This window comes from Variovorax sp. V15, assembly GCF_041154425.1.
In the GTDB taxonomy this organism is placed as follows: domain Bacteria; phylum Pseudomonadota; class Gammaproteobacteria; order Burkholderiales; family Burkholderiaceae_C; genus Variovorax; species Variovorax guangxiensis.
In genome coordinates this window covers 6,680,434-6,702,984 of record NZ_AP028659.1, presented here as the reverse complement: position 1 = coordinate 6,702,984, position 22,551 = coordinate 6,680,434, and the positions used below count along the sequence as shown (strand labels likewise).

The 22,551-nt window shown below is 68.9% G+C and carries 25 protein-coding genes; 13 read left to right on the top strand and 12 right to left on the bottom strand.

Going from position 1 to position 22,551, the window contains the following annotated elements; all coding sequences use genetic code 11:
* Nucleotides 1–52 precede the first annotated feature (52 nt).
* From ACAM57_RS31655 to ACAM57_RS31635, 5 genes are read left to right on the top strand one after another with little or no spacing between them, the layout of a single operon-like run.
* The gene (locus ACAM57_RS31655; protein WP_369660179.1) at nt 53–1,882 is read left to right on the top strand and encodes an ABC transporter permease; all 1,830 of its coding nucleotides are present in this window, start codon (nt 53–55) and stop codon (nt 1,880–1,882) included.
* Nucleotides 1,883–1,896: 14 nt separating this feature from the next.
* Complete coding sequence (locus ACAM57_RS31650) at nt 1,897–2,466, top strand: OsmC family protein (RefSeq protein WP_369660178.1); 570 nt, start codon at nt 1,897–1,899, stop codon at nt 2,464–2,466.
* On the top strand, nt 2,450–3,310 hold the full coding sequence (locus ACAM57_RS31645; RefSeq protein ID WP_369660177.1) for an ABC transporter ATP-binding protein: 861 nt from the start codon (nt 2,450–2,452) through the stop codon (nt 3,308–3,310). The genes ACAM57_RS31650 and ACAM57_RS31645 overlap by 17 nt, the downstream gene beginning before the upstream one ends.
* Nucleotides 3,307–4,158: an ABC transporter ATP-binding protein gene (locus tag ACAM57_RS31640; RefSeq protein ID WP_369660176.1), complete on the top strand. Its 852-nt coding sequence runs from the start codon at nt 3,307–3,309 to the stop codon at nt 4,156–4,158. Before ACAM57_RS31645 ends, ACAM57_RS31640 begins: the two co-directional genes overlap by 4 nt.
* A 27-nt stretch (nt 4,159–4,185) precedes the next feature.
* The gene (locus ACAM57_RS31635; RefSeq protein ID WP_369660175.1) at nt 4,186–5,073 is read left to right on the top strand and encodes a VOC family protein; all 888 of its coding nucleotides are present in this window, start codon (nt 4,186–4,188) and stop codon (nt 5,071–5,073) included.
* A 57-nt stretch (nt 5,074–5,130) separates the two neighbouring features.
* Here ACAM57_RS31635 and ACAM57_RS31630 read toward each other — a convergent pair whose 3' ends face one another.
* Entirely contained in the window at nt 5,131–5,553 is a 423-nt protein-coding gene (locus ACAM57_RS31630) for a winged helix-turn-helix transcriptional regulator (protein ID WP_369660174.1), read from the bottom strand.
* A gap of 114 nt (nt 5,554–5,667) precedes the next feature.
* On the opposite strand from ACAM57_RS31630, the gene ACAM57_RS31625 reads away from it, so the two are divergent.
* From ACAM57_RS31625 to ACAM57_RS31615, 3 genes are all read left to right on the top strand, one after another.
* Nucleotides 5,668–6,537: an NmrA family NAD(P)-binding protein gene (locus ACAM57_RS31625; RefSeq protein WP_369660173.1), complete on the top strand. Its 870-nt coding sequence runs from the start codon at nt 5,668–5,670 to the stop codon at nt 6,535–6,537.
* Nucleotides 6,534–7,130 (top strand): dihydrofolate reductase family protein, encoded by a 597-nt coding sequence (locus ACAM57_RS31620; protein ID WP_369660172.1) that lies wholly within the window; start codon nt 6,534–6,536, stop codon nt 7,128–7,130. The genes ACAM57_RS31625 and ACAM57_RS31620 overlap by 4 nt, the downstream gene beginning before the upstream one ends.
* A 124-nt stretch (nt 7,131–7,254) precedes the next feature.
* Complete coding sequence (locus tag ACAM57_RS31615) at nt 7,255–7,680, top strand: RcnB family protein (RefSeq protein ID WP_126020687.1); 426 nt, start codon at nt 7,255–7,257, stop codon at nt 7,678–7,680.
* A gap of 76 nt (nt 7,681–7,756) precedes the next feature.
* Here ACAM57_RS31615 and ACAM57_RS31610 read toward each other — a convergent pair whose 3' ends face one another.
* Nucleotides 7,757–8,023 carry a hypothetical protein gene (locus ACAM57_RS31610; protein ID WP_369660171.1) on the bottom strand — a complete coding sequence of 89 codons (267 nt, stop codon included), beginning with the start codon at nt 8,021–8,023 and terminating at the stop codon, nt 7,757–7,759.
* 127 nt (nt 8,024–8,150) lie between these two features.
* Complete coding sequence (locus tag ACAM57_RS31605; protein ID WP_126020683.1) at nt 8,151–9,095, bottom strand: CysB family HTH-type transcriptional regulator; 945 nt, start codon at nt 9,093–9,095, stop codon at nt 8,151–8,153.
* Between the two features lie 181 nt (nt 9,096–9,276).
* Between ACAM57_RS31605 and ACAM57_RS31600 the strand changes: the two genes are divergently transcribed.
* Together ACAM57_RS31600 and ACAM57_RS31595 are read left to right on the top strand one after the other, a co-directional pair.
* Entirely contained in the window at nt 9,277–9,879 is a 603-nt protein-coding gene (locus ACAM57_RS31600; protein WP_126020681.1) for a TetR/AcrR family transcriptional regulator, read from the top strand.
* 222 nt (nt 9,880–10,101) lie between these two features.
* The gene (locus tag ACAM57_RS31595; protein ID WP_126020679.1) at nt 10,102–11,019 is read left to right on the top strand and encodes an alpha/beta fold hydrolase; all 918 of its coding nucleotides are present in this window, start codon (nt 10,102–10,104) and stop codon (nt 11,017–11,019) included.
* Between the two features lie 36 nt (nt 11,020–11,055).
* Here ACAM57_RS31595 and minE read toward each other — a convergent pair whose 3' ends face one another.
* The 5 genes from minE to ACAM57_RS31570 all read right to left on the bottom strand — a co-directional run bounded on the left by minE (nt 11,056) and on the right by ACAM57_RS31570 (nt 15,057).
* Complete coding sequence (minE, locus tag ACAM57_RS31590) at nt 11,056–11,334, bottom strand: cell division topological specificity factor MinE (RefSeq protein ID WP_019653579.1); 279 nt, start codon at nt 11,332–11,334, stop codon at nt 11,056–11,058.
* A 3-nt stretch (nt 11,335–11,337) separates the two neighbouring features.
* A complete protein-coding gene (gene minD / locus ACAM57_RS31585; RefSeq protein WP_369660170.1) occupies nt 11,338–12,153 on the bottom strand; it encodes a septum site-determining protein MinD in 816 nt (271 codons plus the stop codon).
* A 72-nt stretch (nt 12,154–12,225) separates the two neighbouring features.
* Nucleotides 12,226–12,984, bottom strand: coding sequence for a septum site-determining protein MinC (gene minC, locus ACAM57_RS31580; RefSeq protein WP_126020675.1), 759 nt, complete (start codon nt 12,982–12,984; stop codon nt 12,226–12,228).
* Nucleotides 12,985–13,214: 230 nt separating this feature from the next.
* Nucleotides 13,215–14,498, bottom strand: a complete 1,284-nt coding sequence (locus ACAM57_RS31575; protein WP_369660169.1) for a solute carrier family 23 protein — start codon at nt 14,496–14,498, stop codon at nt 13,215–13,217.
* A gap of 136 nt (nt 14,499–14,634) precedes the next feature.
* Entirely contained in the window at nt 14,635–15,057 is a 423-nt protein-coding gene (locus ACAM57_RS31570; RefSeq protein WP_126020671.1) for a hotdog fold thioesterase, read from the bottom strand.
* A 97-nt stretch (nt 15,058–15,154) separates the two neighbouring features.
* Here ACAM57_RS31570 and ACAM57_RS31565 point away from each other — a divergent pair, with 97 nt between their 5' ends.
* The gene (locus ACAM57_RS31565) at nt 15,155–16,501 is read left to right on the top strand and encodes a hypothetical protein (RefSeq protein ID WP_369660168.1); all 1,347 of its coding nucleotides are present in this window, start codon (nt 15,155–15,157) and stop codon (nt 16,499–16,501) included.
* 87 nt (nt 16,502–16,588) lie between these two features.
* On the top strand, nt 16,589–17,017 hold the full coding sequence (locus tag ACAM57_RS31560) for a surface-adhesin E family protein (protein ID WP_369660167.1): 429 nt from the start codon (nt 16,589–16,591) through the stop codon (nt 17,015–17,017).
* Between the two features lie 16 nt (nt 17,018–17,033).
* Here ACAM57_RS31560 and ACAM57_RS31555 read toward each other — a convergent pair whose 3' ends face one another.
* The 3 genes from ACAM57_RS31555 to ACAM57_RS31545 form a co-directional block, all read right to left on the bottom strand.
* Entirely contained in the window at nt 17,034–18,422 is a 1,389-nt protein-coding gene (locus ACAM57_RS31555) for a tripartite tricarboxylate transporter permease (protein ID WP_184639017.1), read from the bottom strand.
* Nucleotides 18,419–18,871: a hypothetical protein gene (locus ACAM57_RS31550; RefSeq protein WP_369660166.1), complete on the bottom strand. Its 453-nt coding sequence runs from the start codon at nt 18,869–18,871 to the stop codon at nt 18,419–18,421. The genes ACAM57_RS31555 and ACAM57_RS31550 overlap by 4 nt, the downstream gene beginning before the upstream one ends.
* 63 nt (nt 18,872–18,934) lie before the next feature.
* A complete protein-coding gene (locus tag ACAM57_RS31545) occupies nt 18,935–20,227 on the bottom strand; it encodes a hydroxymethylglutaryl-CoA reductase, degradative (RefSeq protein ID WP_369660165.1) in 1,293 nt (430 codons plus the stop codon).
* Nucleotides 20,228–20,364: 137 nt separating this feature from the next.
* Here ACAM57_RS31545 and ACAM57_RS31540 point away from each other — a divergent pair, with 137 nt between their 5' ends.
* A complete protein-coding gene (locus tag ACAM57_RS31540; RefSeq protein WP_369660164.1) occupies nt 20,365–21,756 on the top strand; it encodes a PLP-dependent aminotransferase family protein in 1,392 nt (463 codons plus the stop codon).
* A gap of 9 nt (nt 21,757–21,765) precedes the next feature.
* Here ACAM57_RS31540 and ACAM57_RS31535 read toward each other — a convergent pair whose 3' ends face one another.
* Entirely contained in the window at nt 21,766–22,548 is a 783-nt protein-coding gene (locus ACAM57_RS31535; RefSeq protein WP_369660163.1) for a crotonase/enoyl-CoA hydratase family protein, read from the bottom strand.
* Between the last annotated feature and the right edge of the window lie 3 nt (nt 22,549–22,551).

Sequence of the window (22,551 nt, the reverse complement as noted above, 5' to 3'; positions counted from 1 at the left end):
CCTCACCCCAACCCTCTCCCGCACGCGGGAGAGGGGGCAAAGCCGGCATGCCATGAGCTTCACCTCCTTCTTCGACTACACCGTCAACGGCCTGATCATCGGCAACATCTATGCGCTGCTGGCGGTGGGGCTCGCGCTGATCTTCGGCGTCTCGCATCTCATCAACTTCGCGCACGGCTCGGTGTACACCGTGGGCGCGTACATCGGCTGGGCGTCGATCACGTACCTGCACACGCCGCTGCCCGTGACCATCGCGCTGGTGGTGATCGGCTCGGGCGCGCTCGGCATGCTGATCGAGCGCGTGGGCCTGCGGCCGCTGCAGGGCTCGGCGCGCATCGCGCCGCTGCTGGCCACCATCGGCATCAGCTTCGTGCTCGACATCCTGGTGCAGCTGGTGTTCAGCCCCGACCCGCGCTCGCTGCCCACGCAGCTGCCCGACTGGCGCCTGCAGATCGGCACCGGCACCATCGGCGCGCTCGACATCCTCATTGCCGGCATCGGCCTCGCGAGCGCGGCCGTGCTGTTCGGCTTCCTGCGTTTCACGAAACTCGGCTGGGCCGTGCGCGCCACCGCGCAAGATCGCGACGCGGCGCAGCAGATGGGCGTGGACGTGGACCGCGTGAACCAGACAGTGTTCGCCATCGCCGCCGCGCTGGGCGGGCTATCGGGCCTGCTGGTGGGCATGTACTACAACAACATCAGCCCGGCGATGAGCTTCCAGGCCACGCTCAAGGGCGTGGTGGCCACCGTGGTCGGCGGGGTGGGCAACGTGCCCGGCGCCATCGCGGGCAGTTTGCTGCTGGGGCTGATCGAGAGCTACGGCGTGGCGATCCTCGGTACGCCGTACCGCAATCTCTTCGCCTTTGCGCTGCTGCTCGTGATCCTGCTGTGGAAGCCCAACGGGCTGTTCGGACGCAAGCGCGCGTTGCCGCCCGAGCCGCTCACAGGCACCTTCATCGCGCCGAGCAAACCTTGGCACGTGCCGCCCAGCCTGCTGCTCGCGCTCTTCGCCGCGGCGGCGGCGCTGCCGCTGTTCGACCCGTCTCCGTACCTGCTGCAGACGCTCACCAACGCGTGGCTCTACGGCGCGCTCGCGCTGAGCCTCACGCTGGTGGCCGGCACCATCGGGCAGATCTCGCTGGGCCATGCGGGGCTGCTGGCCATCGGCGCCTATGCATCGTCGCTGCTGGTGCTCGACCTGCGCCTGCCGGTGGGAACGGGCATCGTGCTCGCGGGCCTTCTCACTTCGCTGATCGGCACGGCGCTGATCTTCCCGGCCTTCAGGCTGCGCGGCCACTACGTGTCGATCGCCACGCTGGGCATCGGCGAGATCGTGGCGCTCACCATCCTCAACTGGGAAAGCCTCACGCACGGGCCCATCGGCGTGTCGGGCATTCCACCGCTGTCGCTCTTCGGGCGCGATGCCTCGTCGAACGAGGCCATCTACTGGGCTTCGTTCGGCGCGATGGTGCTGCTCGCGCTGCTGCAGTGGCGCCTGCTGCGCTCGCACCTGGGCCGCACCTTCCGCGCGGTGCGCGAGGACGAGGTGGCCGCGCGCGCCTATGGCGTGAGCCCCGACCGCTACAAGGCGCTGGCCTTCGGCTTCGGCGGCTTCGCAGCCGGCGTGAGCGGCGCCTTCACCGCGCACATGTACTCGTACATCAACCACGAGACCTTCGGCTCGCAGATCTCGATCCTGGCTCTGACGATGGTGATCCTCGGCGGACTCGGGAACATCAGCGGCGCGCTGCTGGGCGCGGTGGCGCTCGTGAGCCTGCCGGAGCTGTTCCGCGTGACGGCGGAGTACCGGATGCTGATCTACGGCGTCGCACTGCTTCTCCTGATCCGATTCCGCCCGCAGGGTTTGCTGGGCACTGTCTGAAGGAACACACCACCATGAGCCACCTCAACGACTACCTCGCCGAGAAGCGCGCCGCCGTGCTGGCGCGCAATGCCGCCATCGAAGCCGGCACAGCGCGGCCCGTGCAACTCAAAGCAAGCGTGAAAGCCGAGGGCCGCAGCGGCGTGCGCCGGCTGCGCATCCGCGAACATCAGGTCATCAGCGACAGCCCACCGGACTTCGCCGGCTACGACCTCGGGCCCAGCTCGCCCGAGCTGCAGCTGGGCGTGCTGGGCACCTGCGTCACGCACATCTTCCTGATCCAGGCGGCCGAGCGGCAGGTTCCGCTCGAGAGCCTCGAGGTGGAGGTGACGGGCATCATCGATCCGCGCGGCGGCAAGCCGGGCCACGAGAAGACGCCCATCTGGCCGCACGAGATCGGCTACACGGTGCACATCGACTCGCCCGCGAGCCGCGAGGAGATCGATGCGCTGTTCGAGGCGGTGGAGCGCAACTGCCCCATCCTCAACCTGCTGCGCAATCCGCAGACCATCCGCGCCGAGGTGAAGCACGTCGACTCGAAGGCTCGGGCGGGGGAGAAAACGGTCGATGCCGTCGCTGCTTGAGATACGCGGCCTCGTGCGCCGCTTCGGCGGGCTCACGGCCGTCAACGCCGTCGACCTGCACGTGGGCGAGGGCGAATTGCTGAGCGTGATCGGGCCGAACGGCGCGGGCAAGACCACGCTGTTCAACCTCGTCACCGGTCTCGACCGGCCCGACGAAGGGCTGGTGCTCTTCGACGGGAACGACATCACCGGCCTGCCTGCGCAGCAGCTCGCGCAACGCGGGCTCGCGCGCACCTTCCAGCACGGGCGCGTGTTCGCGAATCTGACTGTGCTCGACAACGTGCTGGTCGGCGCGCACACGCGGCTGCGCGCCGTGAAACCGCGCCTGGGCGGTGTGCCCGGGCTGGGCGCCATCGCTGAGCTGGCGCTTGCGCTGCTGCAGCCCGGCGCGGTGCGCCGCGAGGAAGAGGCGCTGCGCGAGGAGGCGCGAGAGATCATCGCGCTCTTCGGCCAGCGCCTTGCCCCGCGCATCGACCACCCGGCCTACAGCCTCTCGTATGCCAACCGCCGCCGCGTGGAGATCGCGCGTGCACTTGCACTCAGGCCGCGCCTGCTGCTGCTGGACGAGCCCACCGCCGGCATGAACGAGAGCGAGACCGCGGAAATGCTGGAGATCATCCGCGGCCTGAAGGCGCGCGGCCAGACCATCCTGCTGATCGAGCACAAGCTCGACCTGGTGATGCAGCTGTCGGACCGCGTGGCCGTGCTCGACGACGGCCGCAAGATCGCCGAGGGCCTGCCGGACGAGGTGCGAAACGACCCGGCGGTGATCGAGGCGTATCTCGGCCATCGCCGTGTGGGCTCGGTGGAAGCACCGAATGAAGAAGAGGCGGTGCCCGCATGATCGCCACCGTCGCCCGCACAGGCCTCGCTCCCTCGCCCCTCTGGGGAGAGGGTCGGGATGAGGGGCAGCCCGAACGCAGCGCGGCACCTGCCTTCCATGAGCCGCAGCAGGAGCAAGCGCTGCTCCAGCTGCGCAAGATCAACAGCTTCTACGGCCCCGTGCAGGCCCACTTCGATCTAGACATCGAAGTGCGCAAGGGCCAGATCGTCAGCCTGCTCGGCGGCAACGCCAGCGGCAAGTCGACCACGATGAAGATCGTGCTGGGCCTGCTCAAGCCGCGCTCGGGCGAGGTGCTCTTCAACGGCGAATCGACGCTGGGGCTGAGCACGCCGCAGATCGTGCGCAAGGGCATCGGTTCCGTGCCCGAGGCGCGCCGTTTGTTCCCCGCGATGACGGTGCGCGAGAACCTGCTGATGGGCGCCTGTGCGCGCAGCGACCGCAAAGCCGTGGCGCAGGACCTGGAGCGCATGCTGGAGCTGTTCCCGCGCGTGGCCGAGCGCATCGAGTTCCAGGCCGGGACGCTCTCGGGCGGCGAGCAGCAGATGGTGGCGATGGCGCGCGCGCTCATGGGCCGGCCGCAGCTCATCTGCATGGACGAGCCGACCATGGGCCTGTCGCCGCTGTACGTCGACAAGGTGCTGGAGCTCATCGCGCGCATCAACGCGCAGGGCGTGTCGGTGTTCATGGTCGAGCAGAACGCGAGCCTCGCGCTGCAGATCGCGCACCACGGCTACGTGCTGCAGACCGGGCGCATCGTGCTGTCGGGTCCGGCGCGCGAGCTGCTGGCCGACACCCGCATCCGCGACGCCTACCTCGGTGGCGGCGGCGCGGCGCGCACCGCATCCTGAACCCGGAAATCCACGGAGAACGCATTCATGGCACTCAGGCTCGACCACATCGTCATCGCGGTCCACGACCTCGAACGCACCATCGCCGACTACGGCGCGCTCGGATTCCACGTGCTGCGCGGCGGCGAGCATCCGGGCCGCGCCACGCACAACGCGCTGGTGGTGTTCGGCGACGGCAGCTACCTCGAGCTGATCGCGTGGCGCGAGCCTTCGCCCGGCGAGCGCTGGTGGCAGCTGCTGCACAAGCACGGCGAAGGCATCGTCGACTTCGCATTGCTGCCGCGCGACACCGCCGCCACCGTGGACGATGCGAAGGGGCGGGGGCTCGTGCTCGAAGGTCCGCTCGACGGCGGCCGCGTGCGGCCCGACGGCGAACGCCTGCGCTGGCAGACCGCGCGCCCGCTTTCTGCCGACCTGCCTTTCCTGTGCGGCGACCTCACGCCGCGCGCCTTGCGAGTGCCTGAAGGCGAGGTGCGCGTGCACGCCAACGGCGCCCTTGGCGTCGCGAGCCTGGCGGTGGCGGTCGCCGACCTCGATGCCACGCTGGCGCGCTACCGCGCCCTGCTCGCCAGCAGCATCGCCGCCGATGCCGACACTCACGTCGGCGAACCCGTGGCCGTGCCCGGCAGCAACGTGCGCATGGCCGTCATCGCGCTGGGACGCAGCGTGCTGGTGCTCTACTCGCCGAGAGAGAACGGCGGCGGCGGGGGCAGGCTCGGCCAGCGCCTCGCGGCGCGCGGCGAAGGTCCCTATGCGCTCGTGCTGCACACCGACAGGCCGCAGTCCACGGGCAGCTTCGACCTGGCGAAGGCGCACGGCGCGTTGATCGAACTCGACCTGCCGCCGGTGGACCGCGATGCGAGGCGCGGCAGCGGCTCGCGCGTGCACCAGGCCCACAACACGGTCGGCGGCTGAGTCTTCGCTCCACCAGCCAGGGCTGAGCGCCGGCCCGTTGGCCGCCGCGTTCTGGCTCTAGTGCGAGCCGAGGTGCGTCTTGCGCAACTCGGCCTGCATCTTCTTCTGCAGGGCGGCGCCGCCCTTTTCGAGGGCCACGGAAGGCGCTGCACTTTCCTCGGTCACCGGCCGGTACTTGCGGCCCCAGATGCCGATCTGCGTGACCACCGGCAGCAGGTCGATGCCCGTCGGGGTGAGGCTGTAGACGGCCTTCTGCTTGTGGCTGGGGTCGTCGGCCTTCGAGAGCACGCCGTACTCGACCAGCTTGTTCAGCCGCTCCGCGAGGATGTTGGAGGAGATGCCTTCTTCCGACTGCAGGAACTCGCGGAAGTGCCGCTTGCCCGCGAACATCATGTCGCGAACGATCAGCAGGCTCCACCGGTCGCCGAAGACTTCGAGCGCGAGGTTGATCGGGCATGCCGACTTTTCGCTGGAGGCCATGGTCTTTCCGATCTCTTTCAAAAACTGCTTGCATTTTTGCATCATTCACCGAATACTGCAACTGCTTGCATTTAGCAAGCAGTTATTCCAGCCCCAACCGAATGGAGAGACAAGATGCCAACGACTCGAAAGACAAGCACGTACGCAGTGGTCGGAGCGACGAGCGACGTGGGAAAAGCAGTAGTCGGGGGCCTGCAGGCCGCGGGTCACCATGTACGGCCGGTCTCGCGCAGCGCGGGCGTTTCGCTGGATGACGCCGCTGCGCTGAGGCAGGTGTTCGCCGGCGTGGACGGCGCGTTTCTCATGGTCCCGTTCGACCTGCAGGCGGCGGACCTGCATGCCCGCGAGCGCGAGATCGGCGCCAACCTGGCGCGGGCGGTGAAGGAAGCCTCGGTGCGCCGCGTGGTGCTGCTGAGTGGCCTCAGCGCGCATCTGCGCAAGGGCAGTTCGCTGGGCGCCGCGCTGCTGGAGCAGGGCCTCGACGAGCTGCACATTCCCGAACTGGTCCATCTGCGCGCCGGCTTCTTCATGGAGAACTTCCGAAAGGGCCTCGACTTCGCATCGCAGGCTGGCATCGGCTTCTTCGGCACGATGTTTCGCGGCGACCTTCCGATGCCGATGGTCTCCGCCGCAGACGTCGGCGATCGCGCGGTGCGGCTGCTGACCGACGAAGCCGCCACCCTCACGCGCGTGCACGAACTGCACGGCGGTGGCGACTACACGATGGCGCAAGCCACCGCCATCCTCGGCGCAGCCATCGGCAAGCCCAAGGTGCAGTACGTGCAGGTGCCTCACCAGGACGCACTGGCGAGCATGCTCGGCGCCGGCATGTCGCCGAGCTTTGCCGAAGCGGTGCTCGAAACCGCGCGCAGCTTCAACGAACAGGAAGGATGGGCTCTGGAAGCCCGTTCGCCACGCAACACGTCGTCCACCACGCTGGAGCAATGGGCGAAGGCCATACTGGCCGAAGGAGAACGCGCATGACCAGAAAGCTCATCCTGCAAATGCAGATGTCGGTCGACGGCTATGTGTCGCCGGCCAATGGCAGCCTCGACTGGCAACTCTGGGGCTGGGGCGATCGCTGGGGTTGGGACGACAGGCTGAAGCGCGACTTCAACGCCGTCTTCGAAGGCATCGACACCATCCTGCTGAGCCGGCTCATCGTGCAGGAGGGCTACCTCGATCACTGGGGCCGTGCCGCGAAGAGATTTCCCGCGGATCCGCACTACGCCTTCGCGCAGAAGATCGTCGAGGCGCGCAAGGTCGTGCTCACCGACAAGCTCGAGTCTTCGCGGTGGGAGCGCACCGTCATCGCAAGGGGCGGCATGGCGGAAGAAGTGAACGCGCTGAAGCGCGAACAGGGCAAGGACATCATCACCATCGGTGGCGTGGGCTTCGCGTCGGCGCTCGTGGCGGCGGGGCTGGTCGACGAGTTCCAGTTCTTCGTGAACCCCACGGCCGTGGGCGCGGGGCGCTCGGTGTTCCACGATCCCCACAAGGGCCACAAGCTGCGGCTGCTGGGCTCGACGGCCTACGAGAGCGGCATGGTGGTCAACCGCTACGTGCCAGTCACATGAAGGACAAGGCGCCGCGCGGATACCAGCGCTTACCTGATTTCACCTGACCGCGACCTGAAGCGGCCGAATCGGATACACGCGCGGCACACAATGAACTCGTCATCAACGCATGAAGGAGTTCCGGATGAAGACCAACTCGAAGATCATGGCCGTGGGCGCCGCGGCACTCGCGATGTGCATGGCCGCAGGGAGTGCCTTTGCGCAGGATCGGCGCTTCGACAACAACGGCCGTCCCGGCGATGGCCGCTATGAGCAGCGCGACCGCAATTTCGATCGGCGCGGCCCGCACGGCGACCACTACCGCGGCAACCAGGACTTCCGGGATGGCCGCCAGTTCGACCGCCGCGGCTTCCCGCAGCCGCATACGGAATGGCGTCGTGGCGGCCGCGTGCCGCCGGAGTACCGTGGCCGCAACTATGTGGTGCAGGACTGGCGCGCCTACAGGCTGCAGCAGCCGCCCCGCGGCTATCAGTGGGTGGGCGTGGGCGGCGACTTCGTGCTCGCGGCCATCGCCACGGGCGTGATCGCGAACATCATCGCCGGCCAGTAAGCGGAACCGGCACGTGTCGCAAGGCCGCCGCAAGCAACTGCGGCGGCTTTTTCGTTTGCGCGGAGAAGGACGGCCCTCAGGCCAATGCCGCGGGTATCGACTGGGCGCAGACGTTGCGCCCCGTGATGGTCAGGCGCAGGCCGCCGCCGTGCCACTCGAGCCAGTTGAGGCTCACGTACGCGTCGATGTCGGCGTCGTCGATGCGGTCGGCCTGTCGGCTCTGCAGCAGTTCAACCGTGGCGGGCAGGTTCCGTCTCAGGCGTTCTCGCCGCTCCGCTGCATCGGCCGCCCTCTGGGAGGCCTTTGTTTGCTGTTGCTGCTGCTGCGAGGTCGACGATGCCATTGCTGATCCATTTCCAGGAAGCCAAGGAATTAACCCGAATGTACGCCGCCTGTGTGAAGCTTCAGACTTCTTTTTTAACCATTCTGTCGTCCCCAGTACACAACCGCTTCCAGCTTCTGGACAAAGCCTAGATTTCGTAGTGGGAGGCCTTCTCCTGGTCTCCCAGAGCCCCTTCGACGACCGCGCGTGTCAGCGTGGGCGCGAAAGATTCGATGAAAGCGTAGACATATTTGCGCAGGTAAGTGCCGCGCCGCACGGCCAGCTTGGTGAGGTTGATGCCGAAGAGCCGCCCTGCGTCGATCGCGCGCAGTTGCGTGTCGCGCTCGGCCTCGTAGGCCACGCCGGCCACGATGCCGATGCCCAGGCCCAGCTGCACGTAGGTTTTGATCACGTCGGCGTCCATCGCGGCCAGCACGATGTTGGGCTGCAGCCCGCGCTGCTCGAAGGCCTCGTCGATGCGCGAGCGGCCGGTGAAGCCCGTGTCGTAGGTGATGAGCGGATAGCGCGCGAGCGCCTCCAGCGTGAGCGGCGCGTCGAGCAGCGGATGCCCCGGCGGCACTATTACCGAATGCGTCCAGCGGTAGCAGGGCAGGGCGACCAGCTGCGGATAGTCGCCCAGCGCCTCTGTGGCGATGCCCACGTCGGCCTCGCCGTCCAGCAGCATCTGCGCGATCTGCTTGGGCGAGCCCTGGTGCAGGTGCAGCTTCACGTTCGGGAACTGCGCGCGGAATTCCTGCACGGCCACCGGCATCGCGTAGCGCGCCTGCGAGTGCGTGGCCGCCACCGAGAGCAGGCCGCTTTGCTGCGCGACGAACTCCTGGCCCGCGTGCTTGAGGTTGCTGCTCTCCATCAGCATGCGCTCGATGATCGGCAGCACGTGCCCGCCAGGTTCGGTGAGCCCCGTGAGCCGCTTGCCGGCGCGCACGAAGAGTTCTATGCCGAGCTCTTCCTCGAGCTCGCGGATCTGCCGGCTCACGCCGGGCTGGGAGGTGTGTAGTGTGTGGGCGACTTCGGTCAGGTTGAAGCCGCAACGAACGGCCTCGCGTACCGAGCGCAGTTGTTGGAAGTTCATCTGGCGCGGAGGAGTCATCGAAGCCCCGGGCTGGGGCCGACCGGCGATTCTCGGCAGAAGCGCTTATTCGGGGAACGATGCGTTTGTTGGTTTCACATGAACAAAACATCTTTAAGGCGCTCCAGCCGCGGCCTGTCTCCGGGCACTTGTGATTTCGCACGGCTGTGCTAAAGTTCGCCGCATGGACGCCAAGACCCAGAAAAGCGAACTCACCCGCGCCGCCATCGTCGGCGCGGCAATGAACCTCGCGCTGGCAGAAGGCCTGGAAGCGATCACGCTGCAGGCTGTGGCCAGCAGGCTGGGCCTCTCCAAGAGCGGCGTGTTCTCGCGCGTGGGTTCGCGCGAGGCGCTGCAGAAGGCCGTCATCGAGGAGTACGGCCGCGGCTTCCTGGCCGATGTGTTCGTGCCCGCCATGCAGAAGCCCAAGGGCCTGGCCCGACTCAACGATATCGTGTCGCGCTGGATCGCCCGCACGCGCGATGTCGAGATGCACACCGGCTGCCTCTACATGGCCGGCGCCTTCGAGTTCGACGACCGCGAGGGCGAGCTGCGCGACGTGCTGCTCGGCGAAATCACCCGCTGGCGCGCCGCGCTGCGCCGCACCGTGCTGCAGGCCATCGAGACGGGCGAGCTCAAGGCAGACACCGATCCGGCGCAGCTCGTGAGCGAGCTCAACGGCGTGACCATGACCCAGCTGCACGACGCGCGCTTCCTGCGCGACCCGCAGGCCGCCGACCGCGCCACCCAGACCTGGCAGCGGCTTCTTTCCAGCTACCTCGCCTGAGCGAGGCCCCTTCAAGAACCAGGCGGATTCCCCGCATTCGATTTGCCAAAATTTCGCACAGCCGTGCGATAAACAGGAGAAGCACCATGCTGATCATTGCCCTCTTTCTAGCCGCCTACGCGGCCGTCCTTGGCATCAAGGGCCTTCGCGACACCCTGCGCAGCCTGCCGCGCAGCAACCGCGACTGGGTCTGGTACTGAAGCCCGGAAGGACCACCGATCCATGACGAGCACTTCCCCTCCGGCAGCCGGCCACGCCGCGCAGTCCAACTACTACCGGCCCAGCCGCACGATGCGCGCGCTGCGCTTCGGCCTCACCACCTCGCAGCGCTTCTGGCCGGCGCTGGCGGTGCGCGCCGCCTACCGCGTCTTCGGCACGCCGCTGCCGCCCAAGTGGCTCTATCGCGGGCAGGGCCCCGGTGCCGAATGGCGGCGCGAGGACTGGTCCTTCGAAGAGGCCAGCGTCGGCATCTACCACCTCGCCGCGCAGGACTCGGGCGCCGAGTCGGCGCCGGTTGTGCTGCTTGTGCATGGCTGGGGCGGCCATGCGGGCCAGATGCTGCCGCTCGCACAGGCCGTGGCCGCCGCAGGGCTGCGGCCCGTGCTGCTCGAGCTGCCGGCCCATGGCCGCAGCGCCGGCACGATGAGCAATTCGCCGCAGTTCGCGCGCGCCATCGCCTACGTCGCGGCCCGGCTGGCGGCCGATGGCCATGCATTGCGCGCCGCCGTCGCGCATTCGCTGGGCGCCAACGGGCTGGCCCTGGCTGCCGCGCGCGGGCTACCGGCCGAGCGTCTCGTGCTGCTCGCTCCGCCCGCTTCGCCGCGCGAATACACGCGCTACTTCGCCCACACCTTCGGGCTGAGCGAAGCCACGCGCCTCGCGATGCAGCGGCGCTTCGAATCGCGCGAGGGCGTGCTGATGCCGCAGCTCGAACCGGCGGCGGTGGGCCCGCGCATCGCGCAGCCCACGCTGATCGTTCATGACCGCGACGACCGCGTGAACCGCTTCGCCGACGCGCAGGCGTATCGCGATGCGATCCGCGGTGCGCAGCTCGTCGCCACGCAGGGATGGGGACATCGCCGCATCCTCAAGGAAGCCGAGGTGCTGACGCAGGTGGCGCGCTTCGTGGCGCAGCGCTGAACGCGGGCCCGGCGCTGCGCTTCAGGTCCTTCGCGCTCAGCGCGCCGGCGTCGGAGCCGGGTCGGGCAGCTCGATCTTGATGTCGAGCACTTCGAGGTTGTCCTGGGTCTCCAGGTTGACCTTGATGTCGTCCGCGTTGATGGACACGTACTTGGAAATCACCGCCACCAGCTCGCGCTGGAGTTCGGGCAGGTAGTCGGGCCGCTTCTTGCCGCTGAGGCTCGAGCGCTCGTGGGCGAGGATGATCTGCAGCCGCTCTTTCGCGACGCTGGCAGTCTTCTTCTTTTCGCCCAGCAGGAACGAGAGGAAGGACATGGGCTACTTGCTCCCGAAGATTCGCTTGAAGAAGCCCGGCTTCTCCGCCTCGACGAAGCGCATCGGCCGGTCCTCGCCGAGGAAGCGGGCCACCACGTCGGTGTAGGCCTGGGCCACGTCGGTTTCCTTGTCGTGGATCGCCGGCACGCCCTGGTTGGAGGCGTGCAGCACGCTCTCCGACTCGGGGATCACGCCGATCAGCTTGATGCGCAGGATGTCCTGGATGTCCTCCAGCGAGAGCATCTGGCCGCCCGCCACCCGGTTGGGGTTGTAGCGGGTGATCAGCAGGTGCTCCTTGATGGGCTCGCCGCCTTCCTTGGCGCGCTTGGTCTTGCTGCTGAGCATGCCCAGGATGCGGTCGGAGTCGCGCACCGAGGACACCTCGGGATTGGTCACCACCAGCGCCTCGTCGGCGAAGTGCATGGCCATCATGGCGCCGGTCTCGATGCCCGCGGGCGAGTCGCAGACGATGTATTCGAAGTCCATTGCGGCGAGGTCGGCCAGCACTTTTTCCACGCCGTCCTGCGTGAGCGCTTCCTTGTCGCGCGTCTGCGAGGCGGCCAGCACGAACAGGTTGTCGCACTGCTTGTCCTTGATGAGCGCCTGGCTCAGGTTGGCCTCGCCCTGGATGACGTTGATCAGGTCGTACACCACGCGGCGTTCGCAGCCCATGATCAGGTCGAGGTTGCGCAGGCCCACGTCGAAGTCGATCACCGCCGTCTTCTTGCCCGCGAGCGCGAGGCCCGACGCGAAGCTGGCGCTCGTCGTCGTCTTGCCGACGCCGCCCTTGCCCGAAGTCACCACCACAATTTTGGCCATGGCCATTCCTTCTTGTTTCGATTCAGTTGTTGCTTGTCAGGGTCGCCGCATTCCGTGATCGGGTTCGTCCGCTCAGGGAATGGGATCGATCGAGATTTTCTTGCCGTCCAGGCGCACCTGGGCCGGCTTGCCCAGCACCGTGTCGGGCAGCGGCACCTCGTTGGTCCGGTAGATGCCGGCCACGGCCACCAGCTGGGCCTCCATGCAGGTCGAGAAGATCCGCGCCTCGGTGTTGCCGCGCGCGCCGGCAATGGCCTTGCCGCGCAGCGGCGCGTACACGTGCACGTTGCCGTCGGCGATGACTTCCGCGCCGAAACTCACGATGGCGGTCACCACCACGTCGCCGCCGCGGGCGTAGACCTGCTGGCCCGAGCGCAGCGGCTTGTCGATCAGCAGCGTGCCGTTGGCCGGCACCGGCACCTCGCGCACGATCTGCGGGGCCTCGGAGGCCGGGGGCTCGGCCGGCGGGGCCGGGGCGCGGGGCGCCGGGGCCGCGGGCATGGCTGCCACCGAGAGGCCGGCCGCGCGCGCTGCGGCGTGCTGGGTGTCGTTGCCGCCGCGCACCGCGATGGGCTGGGTCTGGTGGCGCGCCAGCAGGCCGCGCAGGGCGGCGAAGTCGATGTCGCCGTCGTCCTGCGACTCCTGCAGCAGCGAGAGGTCGATCACCACCGGCTCCTGCTCGAAGAAGTCGGGCGAATCCGCCAGCTGGGCGTCGAGCGCCTCGGCCAGCACGTCCAGGTCGGACGTCTTGAGGATCACTGCGATCAGCGGCAGCGTGGCGCTCTTGAATTCGAAAACCGCCTTGGTGCGCGCGGCGGAGACATCGGCCATTGGGAAAACGTCGGTGCGAAAAGCGTTGGAGTCTAACGGGCGCGGGCCAAACGCCGGTGAAGGGCCCCCGCCTCAGGCCCTCCGGCAAACACTTCTTTCATGAGGTTACCAAGCTAACCCCCAGGCTTCGCGGCACTTCGTGTCGCTTCGCCAACCCCCTTGCAGGGGGCGATACCGGTGGCCCGGCAAAGCCGGTTCCACCGGTATCCCTGGAAGGGCTCGCTCGCAGTTCAATTCCTGGAGCGGCCCAGCAGCGCGTAAAGAATGATCGCGCCGAAGGTCGCGCAGCCGATGCCGCCCAGGGCGAAGTCGCCGAACTTCAGCGTGAAGTCGCCCGTGCCCACGATTAGCGTGATGGCCGCCACGATCAGGTTCCTGTTCTGCGAGAAGTCGACCTTGTTGTCGACCCAGATCTTGGCGCCCGCGATGGCGATCAGGCCGAACACCACGATGCTCACGCCGCCCATCACCGGCAGCGGAATGGCCTGGATCAGCGCGCCGAACTTGGGGCTGAAGCCCAGCACCAGCGCGATGACGGCTGCCACCACGAACACGGCGGTGGAATAGATGCGCGTGGCCGCCATCACGCCGATGTTCTCGGCGTAGGTGGTCACGCCGGTGCCGCCGGCGGCGCCGCTCACCACGGTGGCGATGCCGTCGCCGATGAAGGCGCGGCCCATGTACGGGTCGAGGTTGCGGCCGGTCATGGCCGTCACCGCCTTCAGGTGGCCCAGGTTCTCGGCCACCAGGATGATCGCCACCGGCGCGATCAGCAGCATCGCGTTGGCCGTGAACACCGGCGCGGTGAAGGTCGGCATGCCGAACCAGGCCGCGTTGGCGATGCCGCTCAGGTCCACCGGCTTGCCCATGCCCATGCCATTGGTCAGCGCGGCGTAGACCAGCGTGGCGAGGATCAGCCCCACCAGGATCAGCAGGCGCTGCAGCATGCCGCGGGTGAACACCGCCACCAGGCCCACGCAGAGGAAGGTCACGGCCTGCATCCAGGCGTCGAAGTTGCCGGCCGCCATGTTCTTGACGGGCACGCCCGCCAGGTTGAGCCCGATCACGGCCACCACTGCGCCCGTGACGACGGGCGGCATGAAGCGCTCGATCCAGCCCGTGCCGATGGCCTGCACGATGGCCCCGATCAGGATGTACACCACCCCGCAGGCCACGATGCCCCCCAGCGCCACCGCGATGTTGGCGTTGGGCCCCTTGCCCGCGTAGCCGCTGGCGGCGATCACCACGCCGATGAAAGCGAAGCTCGAGCCCAGGTAGCTGGGCACCTTGCCGCCGGTGACGAAGTAGAAGATGAGCGTGCCGATGCCGCTCATCAGGATCGCGATGTTGGGGTTGAAGCCCATCAGGATCGGCGCCAGCACCGTGGCGCCGAACATCGCGATGACGTGCTGCACGCCCATGGCGCCGGTCTGCAGCCAAGGCAGCCGCTCGTCGGGCGCGATCACCGCGCCGTTGGCCAGCGCGGACGCGGGCCGTTCAGTCCAGTTGAACATTCTTCTATCTCCTCTTGTTGGATGTAGTGCTCGGTGGCCGGGACGTCCCGGCTTTCCCGGGGCGTGATTGTGGGTGATGAACCCCGCCCTGAACACCGGCATGCACCCTGCCGCAGGAGAAAGAAAACCGCCGCCTTCAGCGCGCCTGCAGCACCGCCATCGTGATGCGCGATACGCAGGTCAGCTCGCCCGCCTCGTTGGTCAGGTCGATCTGCCAGACCTGCGTGGTGCGCCCCCGGTGCACCGGCCGCGCCGTGCCGATCACCCAGCCGCTGGTCACCGAGCGGATGTGGTTGGCGTTGATGTCCAGGCCCACGGCGCGGTCGCCCTCGGGGGCCGAGTAGTGGGCGCCGCAGGAGCCCAGCGTCTCGGCCAGCACCACCGACACGCCGCCGTGCAGGATGCCGTAGGGCTGGCGGGTGCGCTCGTCCACGGGGCAGCGGGCGCGGATGAAGTCGTCGCCCACCTCCAGGAACTCGATGCCCAGCGCGGAGACGACGGTGCCCACGTGGTTGCTCGTCAGGGTCTCGACGGAGACCTCTTTCTTCCAGATACGCATTCAGTGCCTCTTTCTTTCTTCCTGCCTGTAACAGTGGCCAAAACTATAGCGATGGCGGCTGACAAACCGAGTCGCCTTTGCGTGCTACCTTGCGCCGATGAAGCTCCCCCTGCGCCGCTGGCTCCTCGGCATCGCCGTTGCATTGCTGCTGGGCGTGGGCGCGCTGGTGTGGGTGGTGAGCGCGCGCCTGCCCACCGACGACGAGGTGGCCGCGAAGATCGCCGAGGCCTTCGAGAAGCGCTTCGGCGTGGCCCTGAAGGTAGGCGGCGCCCATTGGGCGCTGGTGCCGGTACCCGTGCTCGTGCTGTCCGACATCGCCACCGACCAGCCCCGTCCCATCACCCTGCGTCGCGTGAGCGTGCAGCTGCAGCTCGCGCCGCTGCTGCAGCGCGTCATTGCGGTGGACGAGATCGAGGTCGACGGCCTGGTGTTGCCGCGCGCCTCGGTGCGTGCCTTCCGGGGCAAGGGGCCCAAGCCGCGGGAGAGCGGGGAGGGCGTCATCGCGTTGCCGGCGCCATGGACGCTCGCGCCCGTCCCCGTGGAACAGCTGCGCTGGCGCGACGTGAGCTGGATCGACCGGCGCGACATCTCGCTGGCCTACGACGGCGACATCCGCTTCGACCCCGGCTGGCGACCGCGCCAGGCCCGCATCGAGCGCGCCGGTACGCCCTCTGCGGTGCGCCTGCGCCTGGACCGCCAGGCCGGGCAGGACCGCTGGCGCACCCGCATCGACGTGGGCGGCGGCACCTGGAACGGCGTCTCCCGCCTCGAGACGCAGCCCGACGGCAAGCTCCAGCTCTCGGCCGACCTGGAGCCGCGCCAGATCGACATCGAGAGCCTGGTGCAGGCCTTCGGCCGCCGCACCTCGGTGGCCGGCAAGTTCTCGGGCACCACCACGCTCGCGGCCGAGGCGGCGAGCGCCGAGGATCTCGGCGCGCTCATCCGCAGCCTGCACACCCGCACCACCTTCTCGGTCCAACCGGCCACGCTCACCAGGCTGGACGTGGCCAAGGCCGTCACCACCGCAGGCATCAGCCGAGGGGGCACCACCGCGCTGGACGAACTCACCGGCACCCTCGACACCCAGGGCACCGAGGACGGCGTGGTGATGCAGTACAGCAACCTCAAGGCCCGCTCGGGCGTGCTCACCGCCAGCGGCAACCTGAAGCTCTTCAACCGCAAGCTCGACGGCGAGATCGCGGTCGACCTCGTCGACGGCGTGGTCGGCGTGCCGCTGAAGGTGGGCGGCAGCATGAGCGACCCCGAACTCTCGCTGACCGGCGCCGCGCTCACCGGCGCGGCCATCGGCAGCGCGGTGCTGCCGGGTGTGGGTACCGCCATCGGGGCGCGCGTGGGGCAGCAGGTGGAAAAGCTGTTCGGCGGCGACAAGCCGAAGCCTGCGCCGAAGCCGACCCCGAAGAAGACCCAGCCGAAGCCGCGCTGAGCTGCCCTGGGCCTGCTTTGATATCTTCCGGCTGCCGGCCGGCGCCGGCCCATGCAGACATACAGAACCACACAGGGAGCCCGAGCCGTGAACCCGTTCCTTCGCCTGATCCCCGCCGTCGGCGTCCTTGCGCTGGTGGCCGCCGTCCCCTGTGCCTCCGCGCAGCCCCAGCCGAAACAGCAGGAGTGGACACAGCTCATGACCACGGCCCGCAAGAAGGTTTCGCTGAAGATCCCGTCGATCCGCCCCCACGGCGAATTCGTCGAGGCCTGGACCCGCTACGACTACTTCGAGCTCCAGAACGACGTGGGCAAGCAGCCCTTCCGCGCGTCCAACTACCTGGGCGACTACGACTGCAAGGGCCGCCGCGAGAAGATGCGCCGTGTCGTCAGCTACAACGGGCCGCTCGAGGTGCACGACCTCGACATCGGCCGCCACACCCGGTGGTCGCCCGTCGGCAAGCCCGAGACGGTGAGCGGCGCGGTGTTCGAGGCGGTCTGCGCGAAGGTGCGCTGACCGCCTCTTTCTCCGATCAGCCGAAGGCCTTGACCACCGCAGGCACCGTCAGCACCGCCGTGTAGTAACCCATGAACTGCACGCCGGTGTTGAAGCCGATGGCGCGCGACAGCAGCCCGCCCAGCAGCCCCATCGTCAGGATCACCAGCAGCCCGAGCAACTGGCCTTCCCACACGCTGATCACCACGATCAGCCCCACGAAGGTCGCGATGATCGCCTCGTGGCTGACCTTGCGCGAGACGAAGAGCGCCGCGCGGCGCGCGAAGTTCATCGTGAACGGATAGGCCACCAGCGCCGCCAGCACCACCGCCAGCATCCCGTAGCCCAGGAACTCCCAGTGGCTCAGCAGGTTGTGCAGGTTGTGGGTCTGGCCGCTGGCCGCGTCGATGGTGAAGACCGGCGGCGCGTTGAAGAGCGGCGCGGCCGGCCCCGCGGCCACCGGGCTCAGCGGCAGGCCGATGGCGATCAGCGGAATCAGCGCCTCGGCGATGTAGGTGGCCTCGGTCACGCCGTTGCGCGCGGCCAGCGTGGTGGTGAGCCGGTGGTAGGCGTGCTTCACGCGCGAACCCACCAGCTCGCCGAGCACCACCGTCATCGCGACGGGGCTGAACACGAAGGTGGCGCTGGAGACGGCCGCCGTCGCGAAGGTCCACTTCACCTGCCCGCGGTCGAGCACCTTGAACGGGTTCGGGAAGTAGCCCGACCAGCCCTTCACGTCGGGCGCCAGCGAGAAGGTGCGGACCTTGTCGCGCTTCATGCGCGCACGCGCGGCCGGCGAGATCACCGAGAACAGGTCGGCCACCAGCGGCCCGATGGCGATGCCCAGGAAGTAGCTGATGCTGAGCTTCACGCCGTACTTGCCCGTGAGCGCCTGCAGCGCCACGATCACCACCACGAAGGGCACCAGCGTCGCCACCGAGGCCCAGCGCCCGCTCGAGAAATACGCGATGGCCACGGCCGCCACCACGAAGATCCACGGCGCCGCCTTGGTGATGGCTGCGCCGTAGGGCGCCAGCAGCACCGCGAACAGCACGGCTAGCGGCACTGCGATGAAGGCCGCGATGATCGCGCCCGACACCATCTTGCGCAGCGCGATGTGCGGCACGCCGAGGTTGCGCAGCACGTTGGCGTCCTGCAGCAGCGGCGTGGCCATGGTGTCGCCCGGAATGCCCAGAAGCGCCGTGGGCACCGCGTGCGTCATGTGCTTGGCCACGGCCGCCGCCAGGAAGAAGGTGAAGACGCCCTCGGGCGGCACGCCCAGCAGCACCACCAGCAGCGTCAGCGGCGCGAGCGTGGTGGTCTCGTCGGTGCCCGAGACGAGGCCGATGGCGGCGAACACCACGGCGCCGACGAGGCCCATGCCGGTGGCGACGAGGATCTGGTCGAGCAGCGATGCGTCGATCATGGCGCGCCGCCTTCCTGCCGCGCGGCGCGCGGCCGGTACGAGGCGAACAGGTCGTGGATTTCGAGCTCCTTCATCTCGCGCACCACCGCAGGGGGCAGGTCGGCCACCGAGCCCAGGTCGCCGTGCTCGCCGGCCAGTTCGGCCAGCACTTCCTCGCGCCAGCGCGGATCGGCGCCCGTGCCCTCGATCACCTCGCGCTTGGGCGCGAAGAGCCAGGCGCAGATCAGGCCCGACAGCACGCAGCCGCCCAGGCCCGCGAGCATGGCGTAGGCACGCGCCAGCTCGGGCGTGCCCACCGTGCTCGCGAGCACGCGGTTGGCCACCAGGAAGCCTGCGAGGCTCACGACGAGGCCGATGGCGATCGACCACGCGAGGTGGCCCAGGTCGGCGGTGTCGCCCCATATTTCAACCAGCCGCCATCTCGCGCGGCCTGCACTGTCCGTCTTCATGCTGTCGTCTCCGTCGTTGTTGTTGATGCGGGCGCGGCCCGCAACGCCTTCCTGTCTGCCTGCCTACTTCTTGTTCTTGCGCAGCGCCTCGAGCAGCGCCACCGCGCGGTCGGTGCGCACGTCGTGCTCGGCCGCCATCTGCTTCGCGACGGCGTCGATCTCCTCGCCGGCGGCACCGGCCACCAGCGCGATGTTGCGTGCGTGCAGTGCCATGTGGCCGCGCTGGATGCCTTCGGTGGCCAGCGCGCGCAGGGCGCCCAGGTTCTGCGCAAGGCCCACCGCAGCGGCCACTTCGCCGAGCTCCTGTGCCGACCGCACGCCGAGGACCTTCAGCGCCAGCCGCGCCAGCGGATGCGTCTTGGTGGCGCCGCCCACCAGCCCCACCGGCATCGGCAGCTCGATGGTGCCGACCAGCGCGCCGGTGTTGTCCTTCTCCCAGGTGGTGAGCGAGGTGTAGCGGCCATGGCGGCAGGCGTACGCGTGTGCGCCGGCCTCGACCGCGCGCCAGTCGTTGCCGGTGGCGACGATCACCGGGTCGATGCCGTTCATGATTCCCTTGTTGTGCGTGGCCGCTCGGTAGGGGTCGACGGCCGCGAAGGTGTAGGCGTCGATCACGCCTTCCACCACTTCCTCGCCGCTGCGCTCGCGCGTGGCGAGCACGGCCGGTGCGAGCCGCACGCGGGCGCGCGCCAGCCGCAGGTCCGCGAGGTTCGACAGGATGCGCAGCCGCACCGTGCCGCCGGTGAGCTCCTCGACCAGCGGCGACACCGCTTCGGCCATGGTGTTGACCGTGTTCGCGCCCATCGCGTCGCGCACGTCGACGATCAGGTGCATCACCACCATCGCGCCGCGCGGCGTGCTCTCGAACACGTGCACCTCGATGTCGCGGCAGCCGCCGCCCAGGCCGATCAGCACCTTGTCGCGGCTGTTCGCCACCTCCAGGATGCGCTCGCGCGCCCGCAGCAGTGCGAGCCGCGCCCCATGCGGATCGCCGATGCCCACCACCTGCACCTGTGCGCGCATCAGCGGTCCGGTGCTCGATGCCTCGAAGCCGCCGCCTTCGCGCGCCAGCTTGGCCATGAACGAGGCCGCGGCCACCACCGAGGGTTCTTCCACCACCATCGGCACCAGGTACTCGCGGCCGTTCACCACGAAGTTGCCGGCCACGCCCAGCGGCAGCTCGAAGGTGCCGATGACGTTCTCGATCATGCCGTTGGCGCGGTCCATGCCCAGGGCGCCGGGCCGGGAGAGCAGGGCGGTCTCGTCGGCGGTGAGCGAGGCGATGCCCGCGATGTGTTCGAGGCGCTGCGCGGGTGTCAGTGCGCGGAAGTTGGGAAGGCGGGAATCGGCGACCATCGTTGCGTGTCTCTTCTGAATGCGAGTTCGGGAGCAGGCAATTTAGGTCGGCTGTACCGCCGCCGGAAGGCACAGTTTGGCGGGACAGTGGGGACAGTGGGTGGCCGTTCGCGCCCGCTGTGTCACAGTCGCAGGCCATGACCACCATCGCCGATTCGCTCGCCAACGCCATCGAACGCCAGATCGCGAGCGGCGCCTACAAGGCCGGCGACAAGCTCCCCTCGCTGCGCGAACTGGCGCAGCTGCACGGCTATGCGAAGAACACCGTGGTCGCCGCCTTCGAGCTGCTGGTGTCGCGCGGGCTGGTCGAGCCCAGGCGCGGCTCGGGCTACTTCGTGTGCGCGCGGCCCTCGGCCCCCGGGCCCGCGGAGGAAGACGCCGGCAGCCTCGGCCGCGCGATGGACATCGTGTGGCTCATGCGCGAGCAGCTCAAGACCGAGCCCGACGCGATCGCCGTGGGTGACGGCTTTCCGCCGGTCGAGTGGCTGGCCGACGTGCGGCTCGACAAGTACCACCCCAAGGTCGTGCGCACGGGGCTCGGCGCGCTCTTTCGCTACGGCAGCCGCTTCGGCTACGCGCCGCTGCGCGATCACCTCGTGCGCAAGCTGGCCGACTTCGGCATCGGCGCCGAACCGCGGCAGATCGTGCTCACGCACGGCGCCAACGAGGCCATGGACATCGTCATCCGCTATTTCGTGCCGCCCGGCGGCAAGGTGCTGGTGGACGACCCGGGCTACTACCCGCTGTTCGGCAAGCTCAAGCTCGCGGGCGCGCAGGTGCTGGGCGTGCCGCGCCTGGCCGACGGGCCCGACCTGGAAGCGCTGGAGCGCCTGCTCATCGCCGAGAGGCCGCGCCTCTTCTTCACCCAGTCGATCGCGCACAACCCCACCGGCTCCGACATCTCGCCCGCCAAGGCATTCCGCGTGCTCCAGCTCGCGCAGAAGCACGACCTGCTGATCGTCGAGAACGATCCGCTGGCCGACTTCAAGCCCACGGCGCTGCCCCGGCTGGCCGCGCTCGACCAGCTGGAGCGCACGATCTACATCGGCAGCTTCTCCAAGTCGTTCTCGGCCGCGCTGCGCGTGGGCTTCATCGCATGCGGCGCCGACCTCGCGAGCGATCTCGCCGACCTGAAGGCGCTGATCCACGTGAGCAGCTCGGAGTACGCCGAGCGCACCGTCGACGTCATCCTCAGCGAAGGCCACTACCAGCGGCACCTGAACCGGCTGCAGACGCGGCTGGGCGAGGCCACGCGCAACGCGATGAAGCTCTTCGAGTCGGTCGGCGCGGAAGTGTTCGCGCGCACCCCGCAGTCGCTCTACGTGTGGGCCGCGCTGCCCGGCGTGGCCGACTCGCTGGCCTTCGCCAAGGAGCTGCTGCCGCGCAAGATCGTGATGGCGCCGGGGCGCATCTTCGCCGTCGATTCGACGCAGGTGTCGCGCTGGTCGCGCTTCAACGTCGGCGCCATGGCCGACCCGCGCTTCGCGAAGGCGCTGCGGACCACGCTGCGCCGCATCGGCCAGGGGTAGGCCGGGTTTTCAGCTTCCGAACTCGCCGTGGCGCCCGGCGCCGCCGGCAAAGCGCGCGGCGCCGGCCTGGCCCTCGGCGAAGACCACCGGCACGCCCAGCGCGCCTTCGCGGCGCAGGGCCTCGGCCAGCGGCATGTCCCATTGCTCGTAGGCGGAGCGCCGGTCGGCCAGCATGCAACGCTGCGGAAAGGCGGCGATCTCGCGCGCCAGCTGCTGCGCGGCGGCCAGCGCGCCGCCGGGCGGCGTCATGCGGTTGACCAGGCCCATCGTGAGCGCCTCGGGCGCGCCCACCGGACGGCCCGAGAGGATCATGTCGAGCGCTCGCCCCATGCCCACGATGCGCGGCAGCCGCACCGTGCCTCCGTCGATCAGCGGCACGCCCCAGCGGCGGCAGAACACGCCGAACACCGCGTCCTCGTCGGCCACGCGCAGGTCGGCCAGCAGCGCGAGCTCGAGGCCGCCGGCCACCGCGAAGCCGTTCACCGCCGCGATCAGCGGCTTCGACAGCGCCATGCGCGTGGGCCCCATCGGGCCGCTGCCGCCGCCTTCGGGGTCGAGCTCGTTGCGGCGGGCGGGGTCGCCCACGGCGGAGAGGTCGGCGCCCGCGCAGAAGTTGCCGCCCGCGCCGGTGAGCACCGCGACGCGCAGGGCCTCTTCGGCCTCGAACCGGCCGAAGGCCTCTCGCAGTTCGGCCGCCACCAGGCCGTCGACCGCGTTGCGCTTGTCGGGCCGGTTCAGGGTGATGGTGCAGACGGCGCCGTCTGTGTCGCAGCTCACGTATTGCATGGCCATGCG

Bases quoted from the DNA above. Each gene is read 5' to 3' on its own strand.
- ACAM57_RS31655 (WP_369660179.1), top strand. From the start codon at position 53: ATGAGCTTCACCTCCTTCTTCGACTACACCGTCAACGGCCTGATCATC.
- ACAM57_RS31650 (WP_369660178.1), top strand. From the start codon at position 1,897: ATGAGCCACCTCAACGACTACCTCGCCGAGAAGCGCGCCGCCGTGCTG.
- ACAM57_RS31645 (WP_369660177.1), top strand. From the start codon at position 2,450: ATGCCGTCGCTGCTTGAGATACGCGGCCTCGTGCGCCGCTTCGGCGGG.
- ACAM57_RS31640 (WP_369660176.1), top strand. From the start codon at position 3,307: ATGATCGCCACCGTCGCCCGCACAGGCCTCGCTCCCTCGCCCCTCTGG.
- ACAM57_RS31635 (WP_369660175.1), top strand. From the start codon at position 4,186: ATGGCACTCAGGCTCGACCACATCGTCATCGCGGTCCACGACCTCGAA.
- ACAM57_RS31630 (WP_369660174.1), bottom strand. From the start codon at position 5,553: ATGGCCTCCAGCGAAAAGTCGGCATGCCCGATCAACCTCGCGCTCGAA.
- ACAM57_RS31625 (WP_369660173.1), top strand. From the start codon at position 5,668: ATGCCAACGACTCGAAAGACAAGCACGTACGCAGTGGTCGGAGCGACG.
- ACAM57_RS31620 (WP_369660172.1), top strand. From the start codon at position 6,534: ATGACCAGAAAGCTCATCCTGCAAATGCAGATGTCGGTCGACGGCTAT.
- ACAM57_RS31615 (WP_126020687.1), top strand. From the start codon at position 7,255: ATGAAGACCAACTCGAAGATCATGGCCGTGGGCGCCGCGGCACTCGCG.
- ACAM57_RS31610 (WP_369660171.1), bottom strand. From the start codon at position 8,023: ATGGCATCGTCGACCTCGCAGCAGCAGCAACAGCAAACAAAGGCCTCC.
- ACAM57_RS31605 (WP_126020683.1), bottom strand. From the start codon at position 9,095: ATGAACTTCCAACAACTGCGCTCGGTACGCGAGGCCGTTCGTTGCGGC.
- ACAM57_RS31600 (WP_126020681.1), top strand. From the start codon at position 9,277: ATGGACGCCAAGACCCAGAAAAGCGAACTCACCCGCGCCGCCATCGTC.
- ACAM57_RS31595 (WP_126020679.1), top strand. From the start codon at position 10,102: ATGACGAGCACTTCCCCTCCGGCAGCCGGCCACGCCGCGCAGTCCAAC.
- minE (WP_019653579.1), bottom strand. From the start codon at position 11,334: ATGTCCTTCCTCTCGTTCCTGCTGGGCGAAAAGAAGAAGACTGCCAGC.
- minD (WP_369660170.1), bottom strand. From the start codon at position 12,153: ATGGCCAAAATTGTGGTGGTGACTTCGGGCAAGGGCGGCGTCGGCAAG.
- minC (WP_126020675.1), bottom strand. From the start codon at position 12,984: ATGGCCGATGTCTCCGCCGCGCGCACCAAGGCGGTTTTCGAATTCAAG.
- ACAM57_RS31575 (WP_369660169.1), bottom strand. From the start codon at position 14,498: ATGTTCAACTGGACTGAACGGCCCGCGTCCGCGCTGGCCAACGGCGCG.
- ACAM57_RS31570 (WP_126020671.1), bottom strand. From the start codon at position 15,057: ATGCGTATCTGGAAGAAAGAGGTCTCCGTCGAGACCCTGACGAGCAAC.
- ACAM57_RS31565 (WP_369660168.1), top strand. From the start codon at position 15,155: ATGAAGCTCCCCCTGCGCCGCTGGCTCCTCGGCATCGCCGTTGCATTG.
- ACAM57_RS31555 (WP_184639017.1), bottom strand. From the start codon at position 18,422: ATGATCGACGCATCGCTGCTCGACCAGATCCTCGTCGCCACCGGCATG.
- ACAM57_RS31550 (WP_369660166.1), bottom strand. From the start codon at position 18,871: ATGAAGACGGACAGTGCAGGCCGCGCGAGATGGCGGCTGGTTGAAATA.
- ACAM57_RS31545 (WP_369660165.1), bottom strand. From the start codon at position 20,227: ATGGTCGCCGATTCCCGCCTTCCCAACTTCCGCGCACTGACACCCGCG.
- ACAM57_RS31540 (WP_369660164.1), top strand. From the start codon at position 20,365: ATGACCACCATCGCCGATTCGCTCGCCAACGCCATCGAACGCCAGATC.
- ACAM57_RS31535 (WP_369660163.1), bottom strand. From the start codon at position 22,548: ATGGCCATGCAATACGTGAGCTGCGACACAGACGGCGCCGTCTGCACC.